The following is a 24,421-nucleotide window of genomic DNA, read 5'->3' as shown; positions in this document are numbered from 1 at the left end:
ACACATAGCTGAAGCTTGTGTATGTCTATCACTGTATAACCATTCATTTTGCTTTCCATTTTGTCAACCTGCTTTCTTTCCTCATACCACAACATTATACAACAATTTTGTACTGTCGTGTTTCCTAATTTCATATATTGTACGTTGCTAGAATAACGTTTTCAAATGATTGGTATAGCAAATTTTATTCCATTGAAAAATTCCTATTCAACCAAGTAAATAGGAATGCGTAAATTTATGATAGTTCGCACAGAACATAGCTGGCACGACCTTTATCTTTCGCTTCGTACAAACAGCTATCTGCTCGCTCAAATAACTCTTTATACTGATAATTTTGCTGATCGTTGACACAAGCACCCATACTCACCTTTAACGGATAGCTTTGATGCTCTTGTTCTAGCTTTAAAGTGAGTAAATAAGCATGCGTGTTGTTGACAAGTGTTTTGATATAGTCCTTTTGTTGATGCTTGATACAAAGGATAAATTCATCTCCGCCATACCGAATAATTTTCACATCTTCCTTATGTAAAAAGTTCTTCAAGCCTTTGGCTAAAAGCTGTAAAGCCATATCCCCAAACAGATGACCATGCATATCATTAAACAATTTAAAATGATCAATATCTAGTACCGTAATACACACATATGATTGCGTCATTTCGGCTATGTTTAACCATTCATGTAGCTCATGATCCAAAAAATGACGATTTAACACGCCTGTTAATGGATCATAATGGGCTTTTTTCTCAAGCTTCTCCTTTTGACGCTTAAATTCCAAGTTCATGACTTGCTGTAGTAAATTCGCAACACTCATTTTTTCTGTAAGATCAATATATTCACGCTGTACATCAAAAATTTCATCCCGCCAATTCAATTGATACAATACATCTAACAGTAAACGCATGACTTTTTTCGTTGTCGGTTTATCCCCGTAGGATTTAGCAAGCTCTACAGCCTTTTTATAATAGGGAACGGCTTCTTCAAGCTTTTGCTGCTTTTCATATAAAAAGCCATAGCCAAACAACACAGCTACTTTTTCGCGTTTATGCTGATGAATAATGTCAGAGGATAACGTGCTGTCCAGCAAGGCCTTCCCCGTTTTAAAATCCCCTTCTAAAATATAAACATCTGCTAAATTATTATTAATACGAATATCATGTAATTTTGCAAGATCGGGCATTGTCTTAGATAAGGACTGATTATATGTTCTAGCTAAAAGCCCTGCTTGAAGTGCTTCCTTCGTACAGCCCTTCTCCACCTCTAAATAACATAAATTATTATGACACCGAACAAGCATGATGGAGTCCTGCAACTCTTGTGCATAGTCGATCGATTTCTTCGTCATCTCTACTGTTTTTTCACGTATGCCTACCAAGTCATAGATTAAAGACATGATTAAATGATAATGCATTAAATCTTTGCTAGAACCATATTTTTGACAAATCGCCTCATAATCATGCATAAGACTGACCATGCTTAATGTGTCACCTAAAGAATGGTGAACTAGTATTTTTTGATAGTACAAATCCAATACATATGCATAATTTTCGCTCTCTAATGCGACTAAAAGACCTTGATCCGCTAGTTTTAGTGCTTCCGTTAAAAACCCCTTCGTGCGCATTTCCATAATCGTTTTATTTAACTCTTCTAATGTTAATTTCACCGTTTCACCACTTCTCCAAGCCCTATACACTTTGTGCTTTCTCAATTATAAGGTATATTTATTCACTCCGTCCGCCCTTTTCATTAGATAACCAACTATTTCCTGCATTTCAAAATCTCTTACTAGGTCCAACCATCTTTTTCTTGCGCTACACCTTCAAAATGAATCATCGCTTTCCATTCATAGTTGTCGTTAAATTTTTATTCCTTCACACACTTTTCTCCATCATTGTCCCCGTTACCTATTGTTTTTACCCATATGATGAAATAATTAGCCATTTTAAGTATTGAAAAAGGACGTGATGTTGTGAGTATGCAAATTAACCCTTCTGATCCAGCAACTATTCCAAAATTTGTAGATGAACTTCCAAAACCAATGATAGCTAAACCCAAATATAGTAGAGGGCAACAAAAAAATGATTATTACGAATTAGTCATGATGGAAGGCGAGCACCGTTTTCATAAGCATTTCCCCAAAACATACATTTGGGGCTATAACGGGCTTTATCCAGGACCAACCATTGAAGCTACTAAAGACAAAACCATTTACGTGAAATATAAAAATCAGCTACCCTTACAGCACTTTTTGCCCGTAGATTTTACACTTCATGCCGCCAACGATTCTCAAGAGGTAAGAACCGTCACTCACTTACATGGCGCCAATGTGGATTGGGAGAGTGATGGTCATCCAGAAGCATGGTACACAAGAGACTATCGGCATACTGGGCCAAAATTTAATAAGGACATACATGAATATACAAATCATCAGCCTGGCACTACCATGTGGTATCATGACCATGCAATGGCCTTAACACGTTTAAATGTCTATGCAGGGTTAGCAGGCTTTTATTTACTGAGAGACGCACTTGAGGAACGCGCTAATTTACCATGTGGAGACTACGAATATCCAGTTTTAATACAAGATAAATCGTTTAATGAGGATGGCTCGTTGTTTTATCCTGATGAACCACCATTCCCAGTCCCCGTTCACCCCTCCATTACACCTGGTTTTGTTGGTAATACAATCGTAGTGAACGGAAAATTATGGCCTTACTTAGATGTAGAGCCACGTAAATATAGATTTCGTTTTCTTAATGGTTCCAATCGGAGGGGCTATGTTATCAGCCTGTCAAATGGTCAGCCAATGTTTCAAATTGGTACAGATGGCGGTTTCTTATCCGCCCCCCAACTGATCCAATCTGTCGAGTTGCTGCCAGCCGAACGTACAGATGTGATTATCGATTTTTCAAACTGTGCGGGACAGGAAATCACCTTAATCAATGCGGATACAGATTTCAGTAATGAACACACAAATGTCATTATGCAGTTTAGAGTTACAGTACCTTTAAAAAGTGAAGATACAAGTGATATTCCTGAAAGGCTAGCCGTTACGATGGATCTCCATACACACCATGCACATATTGAAAGACAACTGCCCTTGACAGCTACAACTGATGAATTTGGACGCCCCATGTTATTATTAAATGACCGTATGTACCATGATCCAGCAACAGAAAAACCATCTTTAGATAGTGTGGAAATATGGAATTTTATTAATGCTACACCTTTTCTCCACCCTATTCACTTACATCTCATTCAATTTAGAATTTTGGAGCGAAGACCCTTTAATCTGGAGCTTTATCAAAATGAAGGTATTATAGAATTCACAGGGCCACCTGAGGAACCACGTGACTATGAGCGAGGCTGGAAGGATACAGTGAAAGCTGATGCAGGTAAGGTAACGAGAATTATTATGCATTGGAAAGATCATATTGGTCATTATATGTGGCATTGTCACTTCCTTGAGCATGAGGACCATGATATGATGCGGCCAATCCTCGTCATGAAAGACGTCCATGCAGTCCAGCAGCCACATGCTACCATCGAACATCCAGCACAACATCAAGAAGCGACTGCTACAACAAATCCTACTGAAACTACCAGTACTACACATCATAACGAGTCTCCAGCACCGCTATTAAACGCCATAGCACATGAGGAAGAGAGTGCGACTCCTATGAGTGAAAAGGAATCGCTGGCTGTCCATGTAGGCAATAATGCACAGTTTAGGCCACCACTTCTGTTCCCATTCTTGCCTACTCAGGCTCCTACTAACAGACAGAGGCGTCATAGAGCGAGAAGATTTTAAGCTCTACAAAGAAAACTACCATTAAAAAGGTGGTTTTCTTTGTTATAACAAATCATTTAGTCTCAAAACGCCATACTCTGTTCGTTATGAACGCTAACAATAGTACACATACAGCTATCATGAGAACAGGTACATAGATCCTACCTTGAAAGACCTCAAACAACATACCATACCCTATTTGCCCAAGTGGAGCCATACATTGTGATACTGCCATCATAATTGCCATGACCTTCCCTAATTTATCATTTGGTGTTTGCTTTTGGACAAGGGTCATCACGTAAATGGAAATGATCGTCATCATCATCGCAATCACAACGGCACACCCAATAAAGATGCCGTATGAAGGATAATAGCCTACTAGCAACATTCGAGGCAACACAGCCATCGCCATAGGAATGACTAATAATGCCGACAGCAACACCCAAATGTAGAGGTTGTGAATACGAAGCTTTTGTGCAAAATAGCCCATCGTTAATGCTCCTAAAATGGTTGCCAAATCAATGATACCCATACCTATTCCATATAATGCATCACTACTTTCCATTGTGACGCGAAGGATAATCGGCACGCCCACAACAAAAAGCGGTGTCAATAATAAATTCAATAAAGCAGCTAGTAGGGTGCATTTTAAAATAAATGTTTGCTTCACGACATAGGTAAAGCCCTCTTTCATATCCTTCATTAATATTTGCACCAAATGCCCATCGTAGTCCCGCTTTATAAAGGGAATCGTCATAAACATTTCTACAATAGCTGTAAAGAAGAATAAAAAACCACTTACAATGACCAGTATTTTTAGGCCGAGCACACCGTATAAAATTCCCCCTAGTACAGGTGCAGTCACACCTGCCAAAGCCTGCACTCCGTTGACAATGCCATTGGCTTGCTCTAGTTTCTGTTCACTAACCAATATAGGGATACTAGCCATTACGGCTGGTGTATACATTGCACTGACAAGTGATAACAGCACCATAACAAACCCTATCGATAACACGGAATGATTGTCTGTCAGTAACACGAAAAAGAAAATAAAGACAATAGCACTACTGATAAAATCAAATAGGACCATTAAATTACGTCGATTGAATCGATCTGCTATAGCACCACCAAATGGCGTAAGTAAAATAGGTAGGCATGAAATAGCAAAAAGCAAAGCGAAAAGATCTGCGCGTCCTGTCATATCTAACACAAAAAGTGACAAAGCAAATCTTAAAAGTGCAGAGCCCAAAATAGAAATAATTTGCCCAACTACCATTATAAAAAAATCTTTCGAATAGCCTTTTTCTTTTATTGTTATTTCCATTTAATGACCACCTCTTCAATTTATTAGACCGACTGTCGGTCATCATTTGTGTAAAAAAAGTGCAGGCACAAGTGAAGCTTTACACGCTTCTTATCTTGCCCTACATGAATTAGACTGACTGTCGGTTTATAAATAGTATATGTAATCTCACCAAAAAAAGGAACTTTATTTTGACAATTTATCTTCTTAACCGTTTGCTTCAAGCCTTGAAATATTCTTTAATTTGTTTAATAAATGCTGTTGTTGCTTGGCTGACATAGCGATCTACTCGGTAAATTATAGACAAGCTACGGCTAGGTGCTCCATCTGAAATACGTATACTACACAAAGTAGGATCATTTATTTGTTGGATTAAATGGTACGGTTGCACTGTCGCACCAATATTGGCACGAACAAGATTCATAATCGACGTGACAGAGCTTGTTTCAAGAATAGAATGAAGCTGAAAACCATGTTTTTTTACAGCCTCCTCTACAATCTCTCTGCCAAAGAAGCCTTCTGGATACATCACCATAGGCAGGCCTTTCAATTCAGCAATGGTGATAGCGGTTTGATTCGCCAATGGGTGCTCCTGTGAAACGGTCAGCACATACTCCTCTCTACGTAAAGGAATGATTACCAAACGATCATCTGGCTCCACATTCGTCCCAATGCCAATATCCACTTCATTTTCAAGAACCTGCCGCATAATATCAATAGAAGCCAGTATCTTCAGTTTTACTTTCGGAAATTTTTGATGAAAGTCAATGACAAGCTGTGTAATCCGATAATCTAAATCAGATGGCATAATGCCAACACTTATTTGTCCACTTTGCAGCTCCTGTAAATCATTGATAGCATCTTTAACATTTTGTAATGTCGTGAACATTTCCGTAGCATAGCTAAATAATAGAGAGCCAGCCTCTGTTACAACAATCTTTTTCCCAATCCGATCAAACAATGGCATACCTAACTCGTCCTCAAGCACGCGTATTTGCTGACTTAAAGTTGGCTGAGAAATGCCAAGTTTCTCAGCAGCTTTTGTAAAATGTAACTCCTCACAGACTGCCATAAAATAGTGTAAATGACGTATTTCCACACCGATCACACCCAATCATAGTTTTTATCTATTATTGTAATAGTAATAATAGTATTGTTCAATCATCCTGGTTGGTATAGACTTCAATTTGAACTTACTATGAATTGTATCGGAGTTGAAATAACATGAATGCAAAGCAAACAATTATACCAATTATCGCTATTATTTTAGCTTCATTTAATTTACGTCCTGTGATCACTTCGGTCTCACCTTTGTTAGGCACCATCCGCGAATCTTTACATATGAGTGCGGCTACTGCAAGTTTATTAACATCTTTAGCTGTGCTATGTATGGGCTTGTTTGCTCCTTTTGCGATACAACTAGCCAATCGTTGGAGCATTGAGAGAGCCATTGCTTACTCCCTTATTCTTATTGGACTAGCAACAGCTGCAAGATATTTTGCTTATTCTGCCTGGGTGATGCTAGTTACGGCTTTTTTATCAGGCATTGGTATTGCTATAGCGGGTCCTTTATTATCGGGCTATATTAAGGAGAAGTTTTCGAATCCGTCTCGTGTAATCGGTCTTTACTCGTTAGCACTTGTTGTAGGCGCTGGACTTGGTTCAGGGCTTTCCATCCCATTGAGCAATCTCTTTCATTCATGGCAAGCTTCTGCCGCTTCTTGGGCTATACTTGCCCTTATTGCTTTAGTCTTTTGGTGGAAACCAGTCGAACAAAAATCAAGCGCTGCTAAACCTTCTAGTACTGATATGAATGTAAAGCACATGCTAACGAATCAAAAGGCTTGGCTTTTAACAGGCTTTTTTGGTTTAATGGCCTTCATGTTTTATACCATAATGGCTTGGTTACCACCAATCGCTGAAAATATGGGCTACAGCAAACACGTTGCTGGCATGATGCTGACACTATTAACCGTCGCCCAAATGCCTGCCACGTTTTTAGTGCCTATCTTAAATAATCGTTTTCAGCATCGAGCTGTATGGCTAATCAGCAGTTCATCATTAGAATTAATTGGGTTATTGATGCTACTGTTTTCTTATAATCCTTGGTTAAGTAGTATTTTGATTGGCATTGGTGCAGGTGGGCTATTCTCATTAGGATTAACATTGCCTATCGATGAAGCCAAGGATATGAGCGAGGCAAGCTTCTTGGCAGCCATGACACAATCAGTTGGTTTCGTATTCGCTGCCCTAGGTCCATTTTTTGTTGGTCTAGTACGAGACTTCACAGGCAATTTTTCAGTTGCGATTATTGGCATGATTATCATCGTTCTAGCTATGGTCCTGATTCAACTAAAAATTGGCAATCAGAATCAACCTCATATCCATATGAAAAAGACGACTTTCTAGCAAGGAAGGTCGTCTTTTTATTTTTGAATCGTTTGTTGGCCTTCATTAAATGGGTACCCTTGCAATTCATATTGCATCTACATAAATATGAATATTAGCGAAACCGCCAAGGAAATGTTAATTTATCGTATCGAATAGATTAAAGAAATTTTATAAACTGATTTAAAAAGCTATGAGGAACTTTTACAAATTCAACTAGCGCTTAGAACCTATCGCTTGCTTGAGAAGTCTTGCTACCATGATGAATTCGCACACTAATAGCAAAAGATGATGGTGACATCACCTTTTATCATGACGATTCATTTCATATTCAGTTCATAATCGCATGCTATAGTAAAGCCATAGAAACGAAAAACATTGTTTTCGAACAATGAAGGAGGCTTATTTCTTTGCAAGAGACATCAAAAGATACGACAAAACAAAAAGATTGGCGACGCTTTATACAATTAATAAAACGAGCTGAGCCGCCGATTTGGCTACTCGTCATCGCTTTAGTGATGAGTTTAGCGACAACGGGTGTAGGTTTTATTGTTCCATTATTTACAAAACAATTAGTGGATGGCTTTTCTTTAGAATCACTTAATTATTGGCAAATCATTGTGCTAGGTATTGCCTTTATCGCACAAGCTGTTGCGAGCGGCTTATCTATTTACTATTTAAATCGAGTTGGTCATCATGTTGTAGCAAAATTACGCGATCAGTTATGGAGAAAACTGCTACACTTACCAATCCCCTATTATGATGAACATGATACAGGGGAAACCTTGAGCCGTGTTACAAATGACACAGCTGTTGTGAAAGAACTGATTACAGAGCATTTAGCAAACTGTTTATCTGGTGTTATTTCGATTATTGGTTCGATCATCATTCTGTTATTTTTAGATTGGAAAATGACGCTAGTGATGCTGATTGCTGTACCACTGGCAATGATCATTTTAATGTTGCTTGGTCGACGCATGTTTGTCATTTCAAAAGGTATGCAAGATGAGACAGCGAAATTTACATCTATATTAAATCAAGTTTTACCCGAAACACGTCTAGTCAAGGCTTCCAATGCTGAACAAATTGAATATGCGCGTGGAAAAAAAGGTATTTCTAATCTCTTTACATTTGGCTTAAAAGAAGCAAAAATCCATGCATTGATTTCACCGCTCATTTCATTTGTGCTGATGTCTGTGCTTGTAGCCATTATTGGCTATGGCGGTGTCCGTGTTTCCTCTGGGGAGCTGACGGCTGGCGATATGGTGGCATTTATTTTATATTTAATCCAAATCATCATGCCAATGACGCAATTGACAATGTTCTTTACCCAACTACAAAAAGCAATGGGTGCAACAGAACGTATTAGTGCATTGCTTGAACATGAAGAGGAACATATTGAAGAAGGCTTAACAGTTGAAAAAGTAAATCAACCCATTTATGTTAAAAATGTCGATTTCTCTTATGGGGAAGAACCCATTTTATCTGATATAAACTTCACGATTGAACCAGGCAAAGTAACAGCCATCGTCGGGCCAAGTGGTGGTGGTAAAACAACCACATTTTCACTGTTAGAAAGATATTATCAGCCGACGAGCGGTAGTATTACGCTAGGAGATATACCAATAGAAACATTCTCACTCCATTCTTGGCGCAGTCAAATCGGCTATGTGGCGCAGGAAAGTGCCCTATTATCAGGAACGATTCGAGAAAATATTTGCTATGGTATTGAGCGAGATGTGCAAGATGATGAGCTAGAAAAAGTGGCGAAAATGGCCTATGCCGATCAATTTATTAACGAGCTGCCAGATAAGTTTGACACAGAAGTTGGAGAACGAGGCATTAAGCTTTCAGGAGGACAACGTCAACGTATCTCTATCGCAAGAGCGCTTTTACGTAATCCACAAATATTAATGTTAGATGAAGCAACATCGAGTTTAGATAGTAAGTCAGAAATTTATGTACAAAAAGCATTAGACAACTTAATGGAAGGTCGCACAACATTGGTTATTGCGCACCGTCTATCAACAGTAGTAGATGCCGATCAAATACTATTTATTGAGAAAGGGCATATTACAGGATGTGGCACACACGAAACGCTCTTTGAAACACATGCTATGTACCGTGAGTTTGCAATGCAACAATTACGTATTAAAGAGGATGAATAAAGGGGTTTGTTGAGATGACAAAACTATTAGTGGTGGATGATGATGCACATATTCGAGAATTAGTAAAAGTCTTTCTACAAAATGAAGGCTTAGAGGTGATCGAGGCTATGGACGGTGTGGATGCACTGTCCCAATTAGCCACTGAAAAAGTGGATATGGTCATAATGGATATTATGATGCCCAATATGGATGGCTGGGCATTATGTGAGGAAATACGTTCATTCGATACAGACCTCCCTATCCTGATGCTGACAGCGAAGGGCGAGACTTCTCAAAAGGTCAAAGGCTTTCATTTAGGGACAGATGATTATCTCGTGAAGCCATTCGAGCCAGCCGAGCTAATCGTGCGTGTAAAATCGATTTTAAAAAGATATCGCATTTCTCTCTCTCAGGTTGTCGAAGCAGGTAACGTCAAACTCAATCGCCATACACATGAAGTAGATATGAATGGACAGACTATTCTACTTCGCTTAAAGGAGTTCGAGCTTTTATTTACCCTAGCCAGCTATGTTGGTAAAACCTTTTCAAGAGAACAATTAATTGAAGAAATATGGGGCTATGACTATGAGGGAGATGAGCGAACAGTCGATGTTCATATTAAAAGAATACGCGAGCGTTTTCCACAAGAGCTGAGTGGCTTTGTCATTCGCACTATTCGTGGTCTTGGCTATCGTTTGGAATTAATGTCATGAGAAAACGAAGATTCCTTGTAAGATTGGCAATGGTCTTTTGCCTGTTCCTCATTGCCAATACTGTATTTGCTTTTATTGCCTATCACGCAACCACTTGGCTGTATGCTCGATTAGGGACAGAGCCACATGGTTTCTGGCTACAATTAGGCACGGTAATTGGTGTATTTGTACTCTTTGCCTGTTCTGCAGCAATTATCTTTTTAATTGGACTGAACCGACAACGTAACTACTGGGATAAAATCGTTGATGCATTAAGTCGCATGGCAAAAGGTGATTTTGATGTCCAGTTAGACTTGAAAGCAGATGAAAAAGACCAATTTGGGCAATTAATCCATGGCATCAATCATATGGCCGTTGAATTAGGTGAACTTGAAAGAATGCGTCAAGAGTTCATTTCAAACGTCTCTCATGAAATTCAGTCACCTTTAACGTCTATTAATGGCTTTGCGAAGGCACTTAAAAATATTAATTTGCCCGAAGAAAAGCGTCAGCATTATTTAGACATTATTGAATTGGAAAGTAATCGTCTATCAAAAATCAGTGATAATTTACTCAAACTAACATCCTTAGAATCACATCACCATCCCTTTGAGCCTAAAAATTATCGGCTTGACAAACAATTACGCACTGTTGTCCTAGCTCTTGAACCGAATTGGCTAGCCAAACAGCTTGACTTTGACCTCCATCTTGACAATATAAGCATCACAGCAGATGAGGATTTAATGAATCAAGTCTGGATGAATTTGCTGACGAATAGCATTAAATTTACACCTGCTAAAGGGACCATCACGTTGTCTATGAAGAAGCAGTTAGATTCGATCACTGTCATTATTCAAGATACTGGCATTGGTCTAACAGAAGAACAACAAATGCATATTTTTGAAAGGTTTTATAAGGCTGATCAATCACGAACATCGGCTAATGGTGGCAGTGGCTTAGGATTAGCCATTGTCAAAAAAATTATTGATATGCACCATGGAACTATTGCTGTGGAGAGCAAGCTCGCTGAATTTACAAGCTTTTTGGTTACAGTGCCCATCGATAGTACATCAGCTCGTGCAAACGACTAAAAGCGGTCTGCACGAGCTATTTTTAACTAGTAAGCAACTTTTCTAAAATAGTGATATACTTTATCCAATTTTTGCTGCTGTTTCCCCTTTTTACTTTCCATATTCCCAAACTCAAAAAACTTTACTTTTTTCATCCCAACAAACTTAAACAATGCTCTCTTCATTAAAATTTTATGCGCATTATTCAACCATAAAAACGGATAATTGGTTGGTCCCTTCATCGTCGACACACAAACAACCGACTTCCCTTTTAAAAGTCCCTCTGGAAATAACCCCTTTGTATCCCGATAAGCAAAGTTAGCTGCAAACAATTGATCAATATAACCTAACAACATTGCTGGCGGTCTTCCCCACCAGATCGGATAAACAAATACCAGCTGATCCGCCCAGGAAAGCTGTTGTCGATATTTTTCCAATTTCGGATCCTGATACATATCACGACGTCGTTTATGCTCATGGAAAATTAAACGTGGATCAAATTCCTCTTCATATAAATCTAGTATCTGTATTTCTTCAATGGCAGGATTCTCTTGACAACCTTTTAATACTTTCTGTAAAAAAGCATAATTTAAACTTTTATGATTTGGATATGTATAAATAATTAACGTTTTCATCATGTGCCCTCCAATTACTTATCATTTGATAACAAAATAATAAACTATCCCTTTTTAGTTGTCAAATGATAATTGTTTTAGGACAAGTTATTTGTTATCTTTTCAGTAGAGGTGATCCCATTGAATAAAAGTACTTTATTTCATCAGTTTGTATCATTCACAGCCACAATCCATCAAGTGACACATGATCTCACACAAAATGTAACCACAGCTAATATCACACCGCTTCACTATAAAATTCTTGAATATATTAAAGTAAGCCAACCTGTCACACCAACCGAAATCAGTGAATGTCAGCACATGTCCTTACCGAATACAAGTCGTGAATTACGAAAACTACAAGAACGCCATTTAATTGAAAAATTTAGCGACATGGAGGATCGAAGAAAGCAATATGTACGCCTGTCCCCCGAAGGTGAAAAAATGATGGCAGAGGCATTCGCCTGTATTGAGGAACGCTTTTTAGCGCTTATTCAGCATGCCACATCAGATGATTTAAAGGACATCCAGCATGCCCTAACCATCCTTGAGCAAAAGGTCTTTCAACAAAAAGACTAAGCCTCGATTGTGTGTTAGCGGCTTGAATCACTCTTTCTGAGGTTAAAGTCGCTCTTAATTTTGATTTAAGCGCTCTCTTGGCTCAATACCGCCCATTCTTTGACTCAAAGCGCTCACCCAGGATTCAACACCGCTCATACCTTTACTCGAGGCACGCTCTCTTGGCTCAATTCCACTCATATCTTTGCTCGAAGTGCTCTCTTTTGCTTCAAAACCATTCTTTCCTTTGCCCGAAGCGCTCGCAACAGCCCAAACCTCTGCAAAAGATGATGATTTTTAGCTATTTCCTTAATCAAAGCAATCCCTTAACTAAAAATTGATTATTGATGATTTACCTTAAATCTTTAAAAATCTCCTTAAAAAGAACATCCTTGCACACTGCACGGCGTCGTAACCCATTTGCTTTTTCTTTAATAGAATAAATGTGAGTAAAAGGAGGAGTTTCCAGTGGAAGTAGTCGTGTTTGATCGGAAGTGGATTGAGGAACATTTGGAAACATTGCCGTTGTGGCAACAGTCAGCCTATACTGACTTTGCTGCCACAATTGCCGATGAAGGGAATACGTTTCCTTGTGTACCAGCCAGAATGGGGTTTTTATCGAACCATTTACGCTATAGCTTTATAGAGGATCCACGGGAGGAGCAATCGATTCAGATATTAGCTGAATGCTTAAAGGAATATGGGAACACAGCAAGATCTTATGGAAAATATACAACGCTCACGGTGTTCTTTCATACCCCTCATGATATGCTTGATAGCTATAAAGTGTCGGATTACCAGCAATTATTTTGGTCCATCTTAAATATTTTAACCAACATGGATGAGTTGGATTGGCCTGAGGCAATACCGACAAATCCAGACCATCATGAATGGGAGTTTTGCTTTAATGGAGAACCCTATTTTATTTCTTGTGCAACACCAGCTCATCAATTGCGAAAGAGTCGTCACTTTTCTACTTTGCTAATGGCTATTCAGCCACGTTGGATATTTGATGATATAAACGACACTACTGCATTTGGACGAAAAATCAAAAAACTTATCCGCCAGCGCATCGCAGAATATGACGAGATTCCAGGGCATCCAGATTTAAAATGGTATGGTCAAGAGGATAGCTATGAATGGAAGCAGTATTTTTTAAGTGATGACAATCGTAGTCCATCCGAATGCCCTTTTTTACGGATGTCACAGGAAAATAGGACATTACGCAATGTTTTTTTGCCTTTTCACAACGATGCAGGTCGCCACACCGATTAGGACAATAAAGAGCAGGCTCACGCAAAAACCGAGTCTGCTTGTTTTTTCGCCTAAAGTACCAGACACGGTCACAACAATAAGCAACATGCCTAGACTGTTCTTAATTTGCTCCCACCTCGATAGCTCCATTAGCTTTCTATATGTTATTAAAATAAAGAGCCAATTATAGATCAACATTAAACCTGCTGCCGTTATCAAATATTCAAAGATTTTTTCGGGCATCAAAAAACCAATGACAATCGTAATTACTAAGCCACTTGTTAAAAATAAAAAGGCAGGAAAAGGAACTTTCATCTTCCCCTTTTTCGCTAAGATGGCAGGCGCATCATGATCCTCGGCAAGTGTAGTGAGAATGGTAATGACCGCGTAAAGCGAAGCAACCATTGTTGAAAAACCAGCAATGATTAAAACACCGTTAAAAATATCTGCCACAAAAGGGATATGATAACCTTGAAGCGCTGTAATAAAAGGACTTTCATCTATCGAAAAGTCTTTCCAGGAAACAAGTGCCAACGCAAGCGCAATAGCCATGATAAAAATAATAGTAATGACAATGAGCATAATTCTCCCTGCTTTTGGCGCCTCTTTTGGATTTTTTAAATCGATGACCATTAAGCCCATCACCTCAATTCCACCATAGGCATAAAATGCATAGAGCAGGCCAAGCCAAATTCCTTTGATTCCTTGTGAGAAAAATCCTTCATAATTTGACTGTAATGATTCGATTGGAGCTGATTGTGTAGCTCTTATAATGATGATGATCGCTACGATAATAAACATGACAATCGCAGCGGCTTTTAATGCCCCGAAAATATTTTGAAAGTTTTCAAAGCCCTTCATGCCAGTAAGAATGACGACTAAGCCAAGGACAGCATAAATCGATGCAGCAACCCAGAGTGGCAACGCTGGGAACCAAAACCTCGTAAATATACCGAGTGCCATCAGCTGGCTACCCATGATTAATAGCTCGGAAATTAAGTACACCCAGCCATTACTAAATCCTGCCCATCGCCCAAAAGCCTGCTTGGCATAAGTACGGAAGGAGCCTTTATCAGGATTTTCCACAGACATTTTGACAAGTGCCTCATACACAATATACGTACATATAGCTGCTAACAAAAAAGGAATGAGCACAGCCGGTCCACTTTTATGAATGGCCATACTTGTCCCAAGAAAAAAGCCTGTTCCCAGTGTACAACCGATACCGAGAAGCGAAAGTTGCCACCAAGACAACCTTCCTTTATTTGAAGTAGAAGTCATGTTTATCAGTCCTTCGTTACGTTCTTACCAATGGCAATGTCATACAACGAATGCCATCGCCACCCTTTTCAAGCTCTGTGACGTCGACTTCAAGCACGTTCTTTTTCTTTAGACGTGGATGCGCCAAGAATTGCTGCTTCGTTGCCTGCTTACTAATCAATAGTGTTTCTGGATTAAGGTTGATGAAATTAATATCTGGTATTGTCTTATAGGTGTCACGCCAGTAAACATCAAAACCATGACGCTTTAAAAATGGCTCAATCATGTCGAAACGGCTGCTTTGTGCTGTCAACACCTGTACAGGAAAAAGGCGCACAAAGCTTTTAGCGATGACCAAATTAACGTTTACAACATTACAATTCATATCTAAATGCAGTGTGTCATTACTTTTCGGTAAATCAATAACGGCAATTTCCGAAAATCCCTCTTGAAAAATGCTTTCTTTTATCTTGTCGATGGCCTCTAATGTCGTTCTCATTCCGAGATTAATGAGCACAGCATCCTTGTTTAAAATCAACAGATCACCACACTCAAATGAATGAAGTGCTTGCGATTGTGCCGTAAATTGTTGAGGAAACCATTTCTCTAAAAGGGCATGGGCTAGAGGATATTCTGGTCTCCTTAATGAGCTCCCAGCCCTTCCAGGTAAAAGTCGATTACCAATGACACAGGCGAGATCACGCACAAAATAACGATTTATAAGCTGCTCACTTAACAATTGCTGCTCATGGGCTAGCTTATTTGCATAATCTAGAACCTTTACTCCAGTGTTTTCTAAAATTGTTTTGAGTGCTATGAAATTGTCCATCGCCTTATTATGGTTGACTGTATCACTCCATCCGACCTGTTCCGCTATTGTGCTATCTGTTATATCTACTATTGATGGAGCACAAAGCATCACAACCCTCAGTTCATCATATTCTGACCAACAATTTACTTGAAATGAGTCCATCCAGTACTCTCCCCTTCTTATTCGATCTCTGTTAGCGTTGCCATTGACATTTGGATTATACAAGCACAATAAATAAGAAGAATTTTCTAGATAAATTCATATAAATATAAAAGGGGTGTCATCATGTTAAATAGTGAAAACTTAGTATTATAACAATAGAGATATAATAGTGGCTGGGGCTTCCAGGTGACATGATGGAATTAGTGGAAAGCTTCAAGGTTACTGCCAAAGGAGAGATATCAGAAGAAACAGGACTAGCCATCACAGATTTACAGTTAATCGGTATTTTTTCTAGACTTGATTACTATCTAATGGTGATGAAATTTACTTTGTGACTGCGGTTTATTTTTACAATAAATATTACAAATGATTTAGTCATTAATTACCGTGAATCAGAGACAATGTGGTATTTTTCATTATTAGATTTACCAGATGATTTAACATACACGATTAATAAGTTAGAGAGAACACATTGTTCCCTCTTATTGTCACGTAAAATATTCTAATTTTGCTTGAGGGAAGAATTTTTGCATATAGCCATACAAGTGTTCCTTTATATCTTCCTCTTCTTCTTTTTGATAAATATATTTACCAATCCCATATTTGCCCCATTTATACCTTCTCACAGTTTCATCAAGTTCTAGCTTCGTCATGGGATAATTTTTTTCAATTACGCGTTTGGCAGGCTTTGTAAAACGATGTTGAATAAATTCAAATGTGATGTCGTCACGTACATCCTTTGGCAATTCCGCATCCAAACGCTCAAACATCTCATAATAGCCCTCCTGCCAGCCCTCATGAAGATAAATTGGGGCAACAATAAATCCAAGCGGATATCCAGCCCTTGCCACTTTACCCGCAGCCTCTATACGCTTCACTAATGGTGATGTTCCTGGCTCAAAATGTTTAATGACATAATCAGCGTTGACGCTAAAGCGGAACCTCGTTTTACCATTATGTTTGGCATCCAATAGGTGATCTACGTGATGGAACTTCGTCACAAATCGTAATTGGCCTAACTCACTTTGTCCAAAATGTTCAATAGCGCGCTTCAATGTATGTGTTAAATGATCAATCCCTGCAATATCTGAAGTACAGGATGCCTCAAAGCGAGTGATATCAGGAGCTCGTTCTGCCATATAAATATCTGCTTGCTCCAAAATTTCATCAACATTCACATACGTACGAATATAAGGTTTGCTGCCCATTGTTGTTTGTAAATAACAATAATGACAATGTCCCATGCAGCCTGTTGCAAACGGAATCGCATACTCTGCTGAGGGCTTAGATGTATCAAACTTTAACGTTTTTCGAATGCCTACTACTAATGTCGATTTCGCTACTCGATACTTTTGAAAATCATTGTCGCCAGGAAGATTTCTTACTTGATTGTGCGAAGTCGTATAGCGAATTTCAATCCCCATTTGTTCAAATTTGTCTTTTAGCTCCTGACCTAATGGATACTGGAGCGCATCAGGCTCAAAATAGACAAGCTGAGGGATAAACGGTTTGATCATAGTAGCCCTCCCTCAATGAAAATACTGATGATAGGCTTGCTCAGCCGCCATCTCGCTTGAAAAAATTAACATATCATTTGAAATTGGATAATATGTTTCAAATAAAAATAGAGCCAGCTCCTCTGGTTGCTCTGGATGATAAACCACTGCGGCTTCCTGTATATTCGCTACATCCTGAATATGAGGATTCCGATAAAAAATATAAACGATATCACCGACATTATATGGTTGTTGCATTTCTTCACCTTCCTCTTTCTTTCCGTTAGTGTGGTGAAATGGTTAGAGAAATATGTCATAAAAAAATTTTTTAAGTACTATACATAATTTTATGTGACCATAACTTCAAATCTGAGAAAATAGTATAATACAGAATTTTTTAACTATTTGGTACAATCAAGAAAAGGAGGAAGATATATGATTAAACAATCCATTATTGAAAATGTACTTGAAGCCGCGCTAGCAACTGGTGGGGATTTTTCTGAAATTTTTATTGAAGATAAATATGTAAATGACTTTGTCTTACAAAGTGGCAAGATTGAACAAAGTATTTCTGGGCGTGATTTTGGAATCGGCATCCGTATTTTTTCAGGACTTCAAAGCATTTATACTTACACCAATGATTTTTCTGAGGAAGGTTTACTAGCAGCAGCAGAACGTGCAGCCCTAGCCATCAAAGGTGGTGGATCGGGTACCATTCACCCTCTTCACAAAGAAATCATCACGCCTATTCATCAAATTCTCTACATGCCTCATACAGTGGAGCACACAAGAAAAACAGCGGTCATGCGACAAGCAGATGCTATTGCAAGACATTATGATCCTCGGATTCACCAAGTAAAAGTTCGATATATTGATGAGCAACAAAACGTCCTGATCGCAAATTCAGAGGGTAAATTTGTAGAGGATACGCGAGTTCACAGTAGACTTAGTATGCAAGCGACGGCTACAGAAGGGACTGAAGTACAAACAGGATTCTATGGCCCAGGTGCACATGCAGGCTTTGAATTTATTGAAAAGCTAGACCTTAACCATTATGCAGGAGAAGCTGCACGTATCGCTGTCACAATGCTTCATGCAGATGAATGTCCAAGCGGTAAATTCCCTGTCATTATTGATAATGAATTTGGTGGTGTCATTTTCCATGAGGCTTGTGGACATGGCTTAGAAGCAACTGCTGTTGCCAAAAACAATTCGGTCTTCGCCAATCGTATCGGTGAAAGAGTCGCTCCTGAAATTGTTACATATATCGATGATGGCACACTACCGAACGAGTGGGGCTCCCTAAATATCGATGATGAAGGAGAAAAAACAAGGAAGAATGTTTTAATTGAAAATGGTATTTTAAAGGGCTACTTAATCGATAAATTTAATGCTCGACGCATGAATGCTCAGCCCACAGGCTCTTCTCGTCGACAATCTTATCGATTTAATCCTACATCACGTATGACAAATACGTATATCGCACCAGGTACATCGACGCCAGCCGATATTATCTCATCGACAGAGTATGGTATATATGCAAAATATATGGGTGGTGGACAAGTTTCCCCTGCTACTGGCGATTATAATTTTGCGGTGATGGAGGCCTATATCGTCAAAGACGGAAAAATTGAACGCCCTGTACGTGGCGCAACACTCATAGGCAATGGTGCAAAAACATTGCAGCTTGTTGATCGAGTAGGTAATAATCTCGCCCATGGAGCGGGTATGTGTGGTTCACTTAGTGGGAGCCTTCCTGTCAATGTAGGTCAGCCAATGATACGTGTAAGTGAAATAACAGTTGGTGGAACGAAGGGGGAATAATTGATGAACATAGCTAAATTTCAAGAAAAACTATTAGACAAGGCGCTAGAAGCCGGTTTTATAGAAGCTGAGGTTTATTATGAACAAAATAAATCTATTGGATGCATGCTCTACAATGGCGAGATTGATAGCTACGAAACGTCTGAAGACGGAGGTCTAAGTCTACGAGGACTTTACAACGGAAAAATGGGCTATTCCTATACGGAAAAGTTAGACGATGATTCGATTTCCTTTTTAATTAATAGCGCAAAAGCAAATGCAAACATACTTGATGAGGATGAGGGCATAGTTATTTTTGATGGCAGCTCTGAATATCCATCTTATGAATATTACAATGAAGAATTAGATACTATCGGAATTCCAGAAAAAATAGAGTTTCTTCGTTCCATCGAAGAAAAGATTCGTGCATACGATTCACGCATCATTGCTCTTGATTATTGTTTACTGCAAGAATATACGGCTGAACGTTCATTAGTAAATAGTAAAAGTCTTACCTTATCACATAAAGAGAACGGCCTAGTGATTTTCCTCTCCACAGTTGTAAAAGAGGGTGAAGAAATGAAAACAGGCCGTTATTTGAAAATGACACGTGATTTTCATTCTCTTCATGCTAATGATATTGCAAAAGAAGCAGCTGAGGAAGCCCTTGCCTATTTAGGTGAAAAATCGTTTCTGGGTGGAAAATATCCAATCGTTTTCCGCTCTGATGCATCAGCCTCTTTATTAGACACTTTTATGCCAATACTATCAGCTGAAAATGCTCAAAAAGATCAATCTCTACTAAAAGGAAAAGTCGGACAAAAAGTGGGATCAGAAGCAGTTACATTGCTGAGTACGCCATTCCATCCTGCCGCATTGTCTGGAGCAAACTTTGATGGTGAAGGTGTTGCAACAAAAGAGCAGGAAATTATTTTAGAGGGTACACTCCAAACACTTTTGCATAACAGGAAAACAGCTAAAAAGGATAACTGTGAAACAACAGGGCATGCCCATAAAGATTCTTACAAAGGAACATTAACGATTGCGCCCCAAATTTTATATATTTCAACTGGCGAGAAATCTCTTGATGAGTTAATTCACTCGGTTAGTAACGGGGTATTTATTACTGAATTATCTGGGCTTCACTCTGGTACGAATACGGTTACAGGTGATTTTTCAGTCGCTGCAAAAGGATTTCATATTCAAAATGGAAAAATTGCCTCCCCTGTTAAGCAAATGACAATAGCCGGAAATTTTTTCGAGTTCTTAAATGATATCAAAGAAACTAGCTCTGAGCTTTACTTCCTGCCAAAAGGCTATGGCTCCTCTTCGCTACTTGTAAAGGAACTTTCAGTGACAGTGGAATAAAAACTAAAAAGTAAACACTTCTATAGTTCAAGCCATAGTATATGATATTTCTCGGCAATTCTTTTGTCTATAGTCACGTCAAACACCTCTGATTCAGTTGACAAAATGAAACTGATGATAGAATCCACAACCTTTAGTGGAAACGACTATGGGCAAGGGAGTTGCTTCCTTTGTTTCGTAAAGACTCTAAGTATAATCCTCGTTATTAACCGATCCTTCTACATCGAATAGTTAGGCACCTCCCCTCAAAATTCTCAATCTTTGTTACGGTAAGTGAATCAGAAAATAGCATCGATACAGCCTAAAATGGTTAAATTTTCTTTACGAGGTAAAAGGATGAAACTTTTAGCCCTTTGATACGTTAAATTAATTGTCATGCTGCGTCAGTCATATGGCATGAAGAAGGGTGGAATTTATGAAAAAAATATGGACTTTATTTTTCGCAGCAATGCTTATTGTACCGCTATTGCTGCAACCGGCAACCGCACAAGCGGCAAAAGCCATCACAATTACTGTGGACGGGGTTCAATTGAAGACCGATCAACCGCCAGCGATGATTCAAGGGCGTGTTATGCTGCCACTTAGAGCAATCTTTGAGGCATTGGGTGCCAGTGTAAATTGGGATTCAAGGAGTCAAACGGTAACAGGGTATAAAGAAGATACAACAGTAGTGCTCAAGATGAAATCGAAGGTAGCTACTATTAATGGCAAGTCAGTTACGCTTGATGTACCAGCACAAATTTTAAGAGGCAGAACAATGGTACCAGTCCGCTTCGTTAGTGAAGCGCTTGGTCAGGATGTTGACTGGAACTCAGTAAATCAGACCGTAACGATTCAATCTGAAACTCCAAGCAATCCAAACATTCCAAGCAATATCAGTATCGCTCCTGCGAGCCATGTATCCGTTCGCGATGTTAATGATCAGGGAGATGGACGTGACATGGAGGTTAGCTTTTCCAGATCGTCTACAGAATCATACGTCGATCATTATCGCATTATGGTTGTGAAGGCTTCAAAAAGCTTTAATTTAGCATCTGCCTTGAAAGTCTCCCCTTCCAATTATACAGTGGTAACTACTTCAAGTTCGAACCGTACCATCAATTTATCGCAGAATTCACGAGATGTGGACGGAGACTACATTAGAAATGATCAGCCTTATGTGGTTCGTATACTTGCTGTTGGGAAAGGTTCTTATTCTAGCGTTTTATCGACTTCTTCTCCGAAGATGACCTTAACCAATTTGTCTTCTGTTACAGAGGTAACAAATGTAAAGATTAACGATATTAACGATTTTGGCGATGGACGCGATGTCTCAGTTAGCTTCACTCGTCCCCAGAATGATAACAATATTTCCAATTATCGTGTGTTTATCGTAAAAACCAAGGATGCTAGCAATTTTAGTCTTACTACTGCGAATAATTTATCAAGCAGCTACTATACAACTGTAAGTAAATCGGGAAGTAACGGCAGTACGTTAGTAGGAACTTTGTCTTCCTCAGCACGTGATACCTCTGGTGAGTTCATTAGAAATAACGTACCTTATACAGCGGTCGTTCTGTCTGTAAGTAATACGAATTCAGTAAGCAATAAACTGTCGTCTGCCTCATCATCAGTAACACTTAGTCAAAATACAATGTCTACTCCGATTATTACACAAGTGAGTGATGTCAATGACTTTGGGGATGGTCGAGACCTAAGAGTTAGCTTCAATAATGTGTCCAATGAATCTAATATCAATGCTTACCGAATTTTTGTTGTAAGAGCTAACAACTATTCGAACTTTACATTGACGAAGGCGAACAGTTTATCTAACACTTATTACACACAAGTGAACAAGACAGGCTACAATATTACGCAGGTGCTCTCTTCAGGGGCAAGAGATACTGATGGTTATCCCATTCAGAATGGAGTTAGCTATCGTGTATTCGTTATGGCCGTAGCAAATAACTCAGCGAATAACGTGTTGTCTTCAGCCTCCAATACGATTACGCTATTTAGCAGCAATGCGGGTGCAGTATCGAATCTCAATGCAAGCGATGTAAGTGATTATGGCAACGGGCGTGACCTCTTTGTTTCTTTCAATAAGGCTGTAGACGAGTCAATTATTAGTCACTATCGAATTCTAGTTGTACCAACAGCTTATTACAATAACTTCAGTCTGACGGAAGCAAATAATGTATCCAGCAACAATTACACGACTGTCTACAAATCTGGAAAGTCCACATATGATCAGGCGTTAGCTGAAAATACTCGGGATGTGCGCGGTAATACGATTAAAGAAGGTACTAGCTACCGTATCTATGTTTTAACTGTAGCGAATGGAATAGGAAGCAATGCACTATCTGCACCGACGTCTACGATTACGCTAAATAAGAATTTTAATGTGCAAGCTGTAACCAATCTGAATGTGGCGGATATAGCTGATAATGGAGATGGGCGTGATGTGCAAGTAACGTTCACGAAGCCCTCTAATGAAGCAAATGTCAATCATTATCGAATTCTAATCGTACCTACAGCTTATTACAGCAGCTTTAATCTTTCACAAGCCAATAGTAGCAATTATTACATTACAGAAAGCAAAGGTGGGAATATAGCTGCAACTAGAACGTTGGATGGAGTTAGGGATGTGCGCGGTAATTTTATTACGGAAGGAACTAGCTATCGCGTCTATGTACTAACTGTAGCCAATGGAAATACTCCAAATACTTATGCCCTATCCTCTGCTTCGCCTGTGATTACACTTAGTAAAAGTAAAGCTGTTCAGGCGGTAAGTAATATTAATGTAAGCGATATTGGGGATTATGGAGATGGTCGAGATTTACAAATATCATTCTCGAAGCCTTCTGATGAATCCAATATAGGTAATTACCGTATTCTTGTCGTACCCGCATCAAAAGCAAATGGCTTTGATGTGAACGCAGCTATTAAAGTCACTGATTATACAGATATAAATAAAGGCCAATATAGTATGAGTTTGGGAACTGGTAGTAAAGATACGGATGGAAAACTTATAACAAATGGCCAAGAATATCGCGTGTATATATTGTCCATAGGTAATGGAAATTCCAAGGCAATGTATAACTTATCGTTCGCATCTTCTGCTATTACTTTAGTGGATCATTCAGCACCTGTAGCGGTGGAGAATGTGAAACTGAGTGTTCAAGGGGACAAAAATAAATATTCCGATATTAAAATTGGCTTCGATGTCAAAAACGGACAAAACATAACGGAGTATAGAGTGTTTATGTTACCTAAAGATGCAGCAGATGGTTTCAAAGAAAGTGATGCAATTAATAATAATAATAGTACTAGAATTTATCAGAATGGACTCTCCAATGTAAGTCAAGATCTAAGCATAGAATTGGATGCATTTGGTAACCCACTCACTTCCTCCACAGAATACGTTGCTAAGGTTTTAGCTGTGGTAAATGGAAATTATATACTATCAAACTCGTCTATTAATTCGGTGCAGCTTCTGGTAAAGCCTGATAATATCAATGTTGAGCCGTCCCAAGACAGTCCAATTAATCAATAGGACAAAAAATTTCTTTATAGTAGGGACTCCCAATGCTTCTTTATGGATCATCGGGAGTCTCTTCTTGTTGTGGGCTGCACAATACATTGTCTCTAGACCCTCCGACAAGTGATTGGTCTGACAAGCATAGATAGCAATCAAGTCATTGTGAAAAACAGTTTAGTAATATGTAA

The 24,421-nt window shown here is 38.9% G+C and carries 19 protein-coding genes; 11 read left to right on the top strand and 8 right to left on the bottom strand.

What is annotated here, in order from left to right:
• Positions 1-235: 235 nt before the first annotated feature.
• Positions 236-1,660, bottom strand: coding sequence for a tetratricopeptide repeat-containing diguanylate cyclase (locus tag V6670_RS07960; RefSeq protein WP_338653496.1), 1,425 nt, complete (start codon positions 1,658-1,660; stop codon positions 236-238).
• 312 nt (positions 1,661-1,972) lie between these two features.
• Here V6670_RS07960 and V6670_RS07955 point away from each other — a divergent pair, with 312 nt between their 5' ends.
• Entirely contained in the window at positions 1,973-3,808 is a 1,836-nt protein-coding gene (locus V6670_RS07955) for a multicopper oxidase (protein WP_141904156.1), read from the top strand.
• 52 nt (positions 3,809-3,860) lie between these two features.
• On the opposite strand, the gene V6670_RS07950 is transcribed toward V6670_RS07955, so the two are convergent.
• Both V6670_RS07950 and V6670_RS07945 read right to left on the bottom strand, forming a co-directional pair.
• Positions 3,861-5,111: an MFS transporter gene (locus tag V6670_RS07950; protein ID WP_141904128.1), complete on the bottom strand. Its 1,251-nt coding sequence runs from the start codon at positions 5,109-5,111 to the stop codon at positions 3,861-3,863.
• A 199-nt stretch (positions 5,112-5,310) separates the two neighbouring features.
• On the bottom strand, positions 5,311-6,189 hold the full coding sequence (locus V6670_RS07945; RefSeq protein ID WP_141904127.1) for a LysR substrate-binding domain-containing protein: 879 nt from the start codon (positions 6,187-6,189) through the stop codon (positions 5,311-5,313).
• Between the two features lie 125 nt (positions 6,190-6,314).
• Here V6670_RS07945 and V6670_RS07940 point away from each other — a divergent pair, with 125 nt between their 5' ends.
• The 4 genes from V6670_RS07940 to V6670_RS07925 all read left to right on the top strand — a co-directional run bounded on the left by V6670_RS07940 (position 6,315) and on the right by V6670_RS07925 (position 11,408).
• A complete protein-coding gene (locus tag V6670_RS07940) occupies positions 6,315-7,499 on the top strand; it encodes an MFS transporter (protein ID WP_338653491.1) in 1,185 nt (394 codons plus the stop codon).
• Positions 7,500-7,888: 389 nt separating this feature from the next.
• Entirely contained in the window at positions 7,889-9,646 is a 1,758-nt protein-coding gene (locus V6670_RS07935) for an ABC transporter ATP-binding protein (RefSeq protein WP_338653489.1), read from the top strand.
• 14 nt (positions 9,647-9,660) lie between these two features.
• The gene (locus V6670_RS07930; protein WP_036118499.1) at positions 9,661-10,338 is read left to right on the top strand and encodes a response regulator transcription factor; all 678 of its coding nucleotides are present in this window, start codon (positions 9,661-9,663) and stop codon (positions 10,336-10,338) included.
• Positions 10,335-11,408: a HAMP domain-containing sensor histidine kinase gene (locus V6670_RS07925; RefSeq protein ID WP_338653488.1), complete on the top strand. Its 1,074-nt coding sequence runs from the start codon at positions 10,335-10,337 to the stop codon at positions 11,406-11,408. The genes V6670_RS07930 and V6670_RS07925 overlap by 4 nt, the downstream gene beginning before the upstream one ends.
• Before the next feature lie 26 nt (positions 11,409-11,434).
• Here V6670_RS07925 and V6670_RS07920 read toward each other — a convergent pair whose 3' ends face one another.
• A complete protein-coding gene (locus V6670_RS07920) occupies positions 11,435-12,022 on the bottom strand; it encodes an NAD(P)H-dependent oxidoreductase (RefSeq protein WP_141904123.1) in 588 nt (195 codons plus the stop codon).
• A gap of 120 nt (positions 12,023-12,142) precedes the next feature.
• On the opposite strand from V6670_RS07920, the gene V6670_RS07915 reads away from it, so the two are divergent.
• Both V6670_RS07915 and V6670_RS07910 read left to right on the top strand, forming a co-directional pair.
• A complete protein-coding gene (locus tag V6670_RS07915; protein WP_141904122.1) occupies positions 12,143-12,580 on the top strand; it encodes a MarR family transcriptional regulator in 438 nt (145 codons plus the stop codon).
• 447 nt (positions 12,581-13,027) lie between these two features.
• On the top strand, positions 13,028-13,834 hold the full coding sequence (locus V6670_RS07910) for a YqcI/YcgG family protein (protein WP_338653487.1): 807 nt from the start codon (positions 13,028-13,030) through the stop codon (positions 13,832-13,834).
• Here the strand turns inward: V6670_RS07910 and V6670_RS07905 are convergent.
• Both V6670_RS07905 and V6670_RS07900 read right to left on the bottom strand, forming a co-directional pair.
• Entirely contained in the window at positions 13,781-15,094 is a 1,314-nt protein-coding gene (locus V6670_RS07905; RefSeq protein WP_141904120.1) for an amino acid permease, read from the bottom strand. The two genes, V6670_RS07910 and V6670_RS07905, sit on opposite strands and share 54 nt — an antisense overlap.
• A 16-nt stretch (positions 15,095-15,110) precedes the next feature.
• Positions 15,111-16,046 carry an arginine deiminase family protein gene (locus V6670_RS07900; protein ID WP_338653486.1) on the bottom strand — a complete coding sequence of 312 codons (936 nt, stop codon included), beginning with the start codon at positions 16,044-16,046 and terminating at the stop codon, positions 15,111-15,113.
• Between the two features lie 191 nt (positions 16,047-16,237).
• Between V6670_RS07900 and V6670_RS07895 the strand changes: the two genes are divergently transcribed.
• Positions 16,238-16,381, top strand: a complete 144-nt coding sequence (locus V6670_RS07895) for a hypothetical protein (RefSeq protein WP_186436137.1) — start codon at positions 16,238-16,240, stop codon at positions 16,379-16,381.
• 153 nt (positions 16,382-16,534) lie between these two features.
• Here V6670_RS07895 and splB read toward each other — a convergent pair whose 3' ends face one another.
• Positions 16,535-17,563, bottom strand: coding sequence for a spore photoproduct lyase (splB, locus tag V6670_RS07890; RefSeq protein WP_338653485.1), 1,029 nt, complete (start codon positions 17,561-17,563; stop codon positions 16,535-16,537).
• 12 nt (positions 17,564-17,575) lie between these two features.
• A complete protein-coding gene (locus tag V6670_RS07885) occupies positions 17,576-17,800 on the bottom strand; it encodes a transcriptional regulator SplA domain-containing protein (protein WP_036118524.1) in 225 nt (74 codons plus the stop codon).
• A gap of 177 nt (positions 17,801-17,977) precedes the next feature.
• Between V6670_RS07885 and V6670_RS07880 the strand changes: the two genes are divergently transcribed.
• The 3 genes from V6670_RS07880 to V6670_RS07870 all read left to right on the top strand — a co-directional run bounded on the left by V6670_RS07880 (position 17,978) and on the right by V6670_RS07870 (position 24,248).
• Positions 17,978-19,366: a TldD/PmbA family protein gene (locus tag V6670_RS07880; protein WP_338653483.1), complete on the top strand. Its 1,389-nt coding sequence runs from the start codon at positions 17,978-17,980 to the stop codon at positions 19,364-19,366.
• A 3-nt stretch (positions 19,367-19,369) separates the two neighbouring features.
• Positions 19,370-20,713, top strand: a complete 1,344-nt coding sequence (locus V6670_RS07875) for a TldD/PmbA family protein (protein ID WP_338653481.1) — start codon at positions 19,370-19,372, stop codon at positions 20,711-20,713.
• A 466-nt stretch (positions 20,714-21,179) separates the two neighbouring features.
• Positions 21,180-24,248, top strand: a complete 3,069-nt coding sequence (locus V6670_RS07870) for a copper amine oxidase N-terminal domain-containing protein (RefSeq protein ID WP_338653479.1) — start codon at positions 21,180-21,182, stop codon at positions 24,246-24,248.
• Positions 24,249-24,421 lie beyond the last annotated feature (173 nt).

Source organism: Lysinibacillus sp. Y5S-8 (assembly GCF_036894365.1).
Classification (GTDB): domain Bacteria; phylum Bacillota; class Bacilli; order Bacillales_A; family Planococcaceae; genus Lysinibacillus; species Lysinibacillus fusiformis_D.
Note: the sequence above shows the minus strand (reverse complement) of the source record. Positions and strands in the feature narration are given on the sequence as shown.

Excerpts from the sequence above, each read along its gene's own strand:
- V6670_RS07885 (WP_036118524.1), bottom strand. The coding sequence starts at position 17,800 with ATGCAACAACCATATAATGTCGGTGATATCGTTTATATTTTTTATCGG.
- splB (WP_338653485.1), bottom strand. The coding sequence starts at position 17,563 with ATGATCAAACCGTTTATCCCTCAGCTTGTCTATTTTGAGCCTGATGCG.
- V6670_RS07955 (WP_141904156.1), top strand. The coding sequence starts at position 1,973 with ATGCAAATTAACCCTTCTGATCCAGCAACTATTCCAAAATTTGTAGAT.
- V6670_RS07875 (WP_338653481.1), top strand. The coding sequence starts at position 19,370 with ATGAACATAGCTAAATTTCAAGAAAAACTATTAGACAAGGCGCTAGAA.
- V6670_RS07920 (WP_141904123.1), bottom strand. The coding sequence starts at position 12,022 with ATGAAAACGTTAATTATTTATACATATCCAAATCATAAAAGTTTAAAT.
- V6670_RS07930 (WP_036118499.1), top strand. The coding sequence starts at position 9,661 with ATGACAAAACTATTAGTGGTGGATGATGATGCACATATTCGAGAATTA.
- V6670_RS07905 (WP_141904120.1), bottom strand. The coding sequence starts at position 15,094 with ATGACTTCTACTTCAAATAAAGGAAGGTTGTCTTGGTGGCAACTTTCG.
- V6670_RS07880 (WP_338653483.1), top strand. The coding sequence starts at position 17,978 with ATGATTAAACAATCCATTATTGAAAATGTACTTGAAGCCGCGCTAGCA.
- V6670_RS07925 (WP_338653488.1), top strand. The coding sequence starts at position 10,335 with ATGAGAAAACGAAGATTCCTTGTAAGATTGGCAATGGTCTTTTGCCTG.
- V6670_RS07940 (WP_338653491.1), top strand. The coding sequence starts at position 6,315 with ATGAATGCAAAGCAAACAATTATACCAATTATCGCTATTATTTTAGCT.
- V6670_RS07900 (WP_338653486.1), bottom strand. The coding sequence starts at position 16,046 with ATGGACTCATTTCAAGTAAATTGTTGGTCAGAATATGATGAACTGAGG.
- V6670_RS07950 (WP_141904128.1), bottom strand. The coding sequence starts at position 5,111 with ATGGAAATAACAATAAAAGAAAAAGGCTATTCGAAAGATTTTTTTATA.
- V6670_RS07895 (WP_186436137.1), top strand. The coding sequence starts at position 16,238 with ATGATGGAATTAGTGGAAAGCTTCAAGGTTACTGCCAAAGGAGAGATA.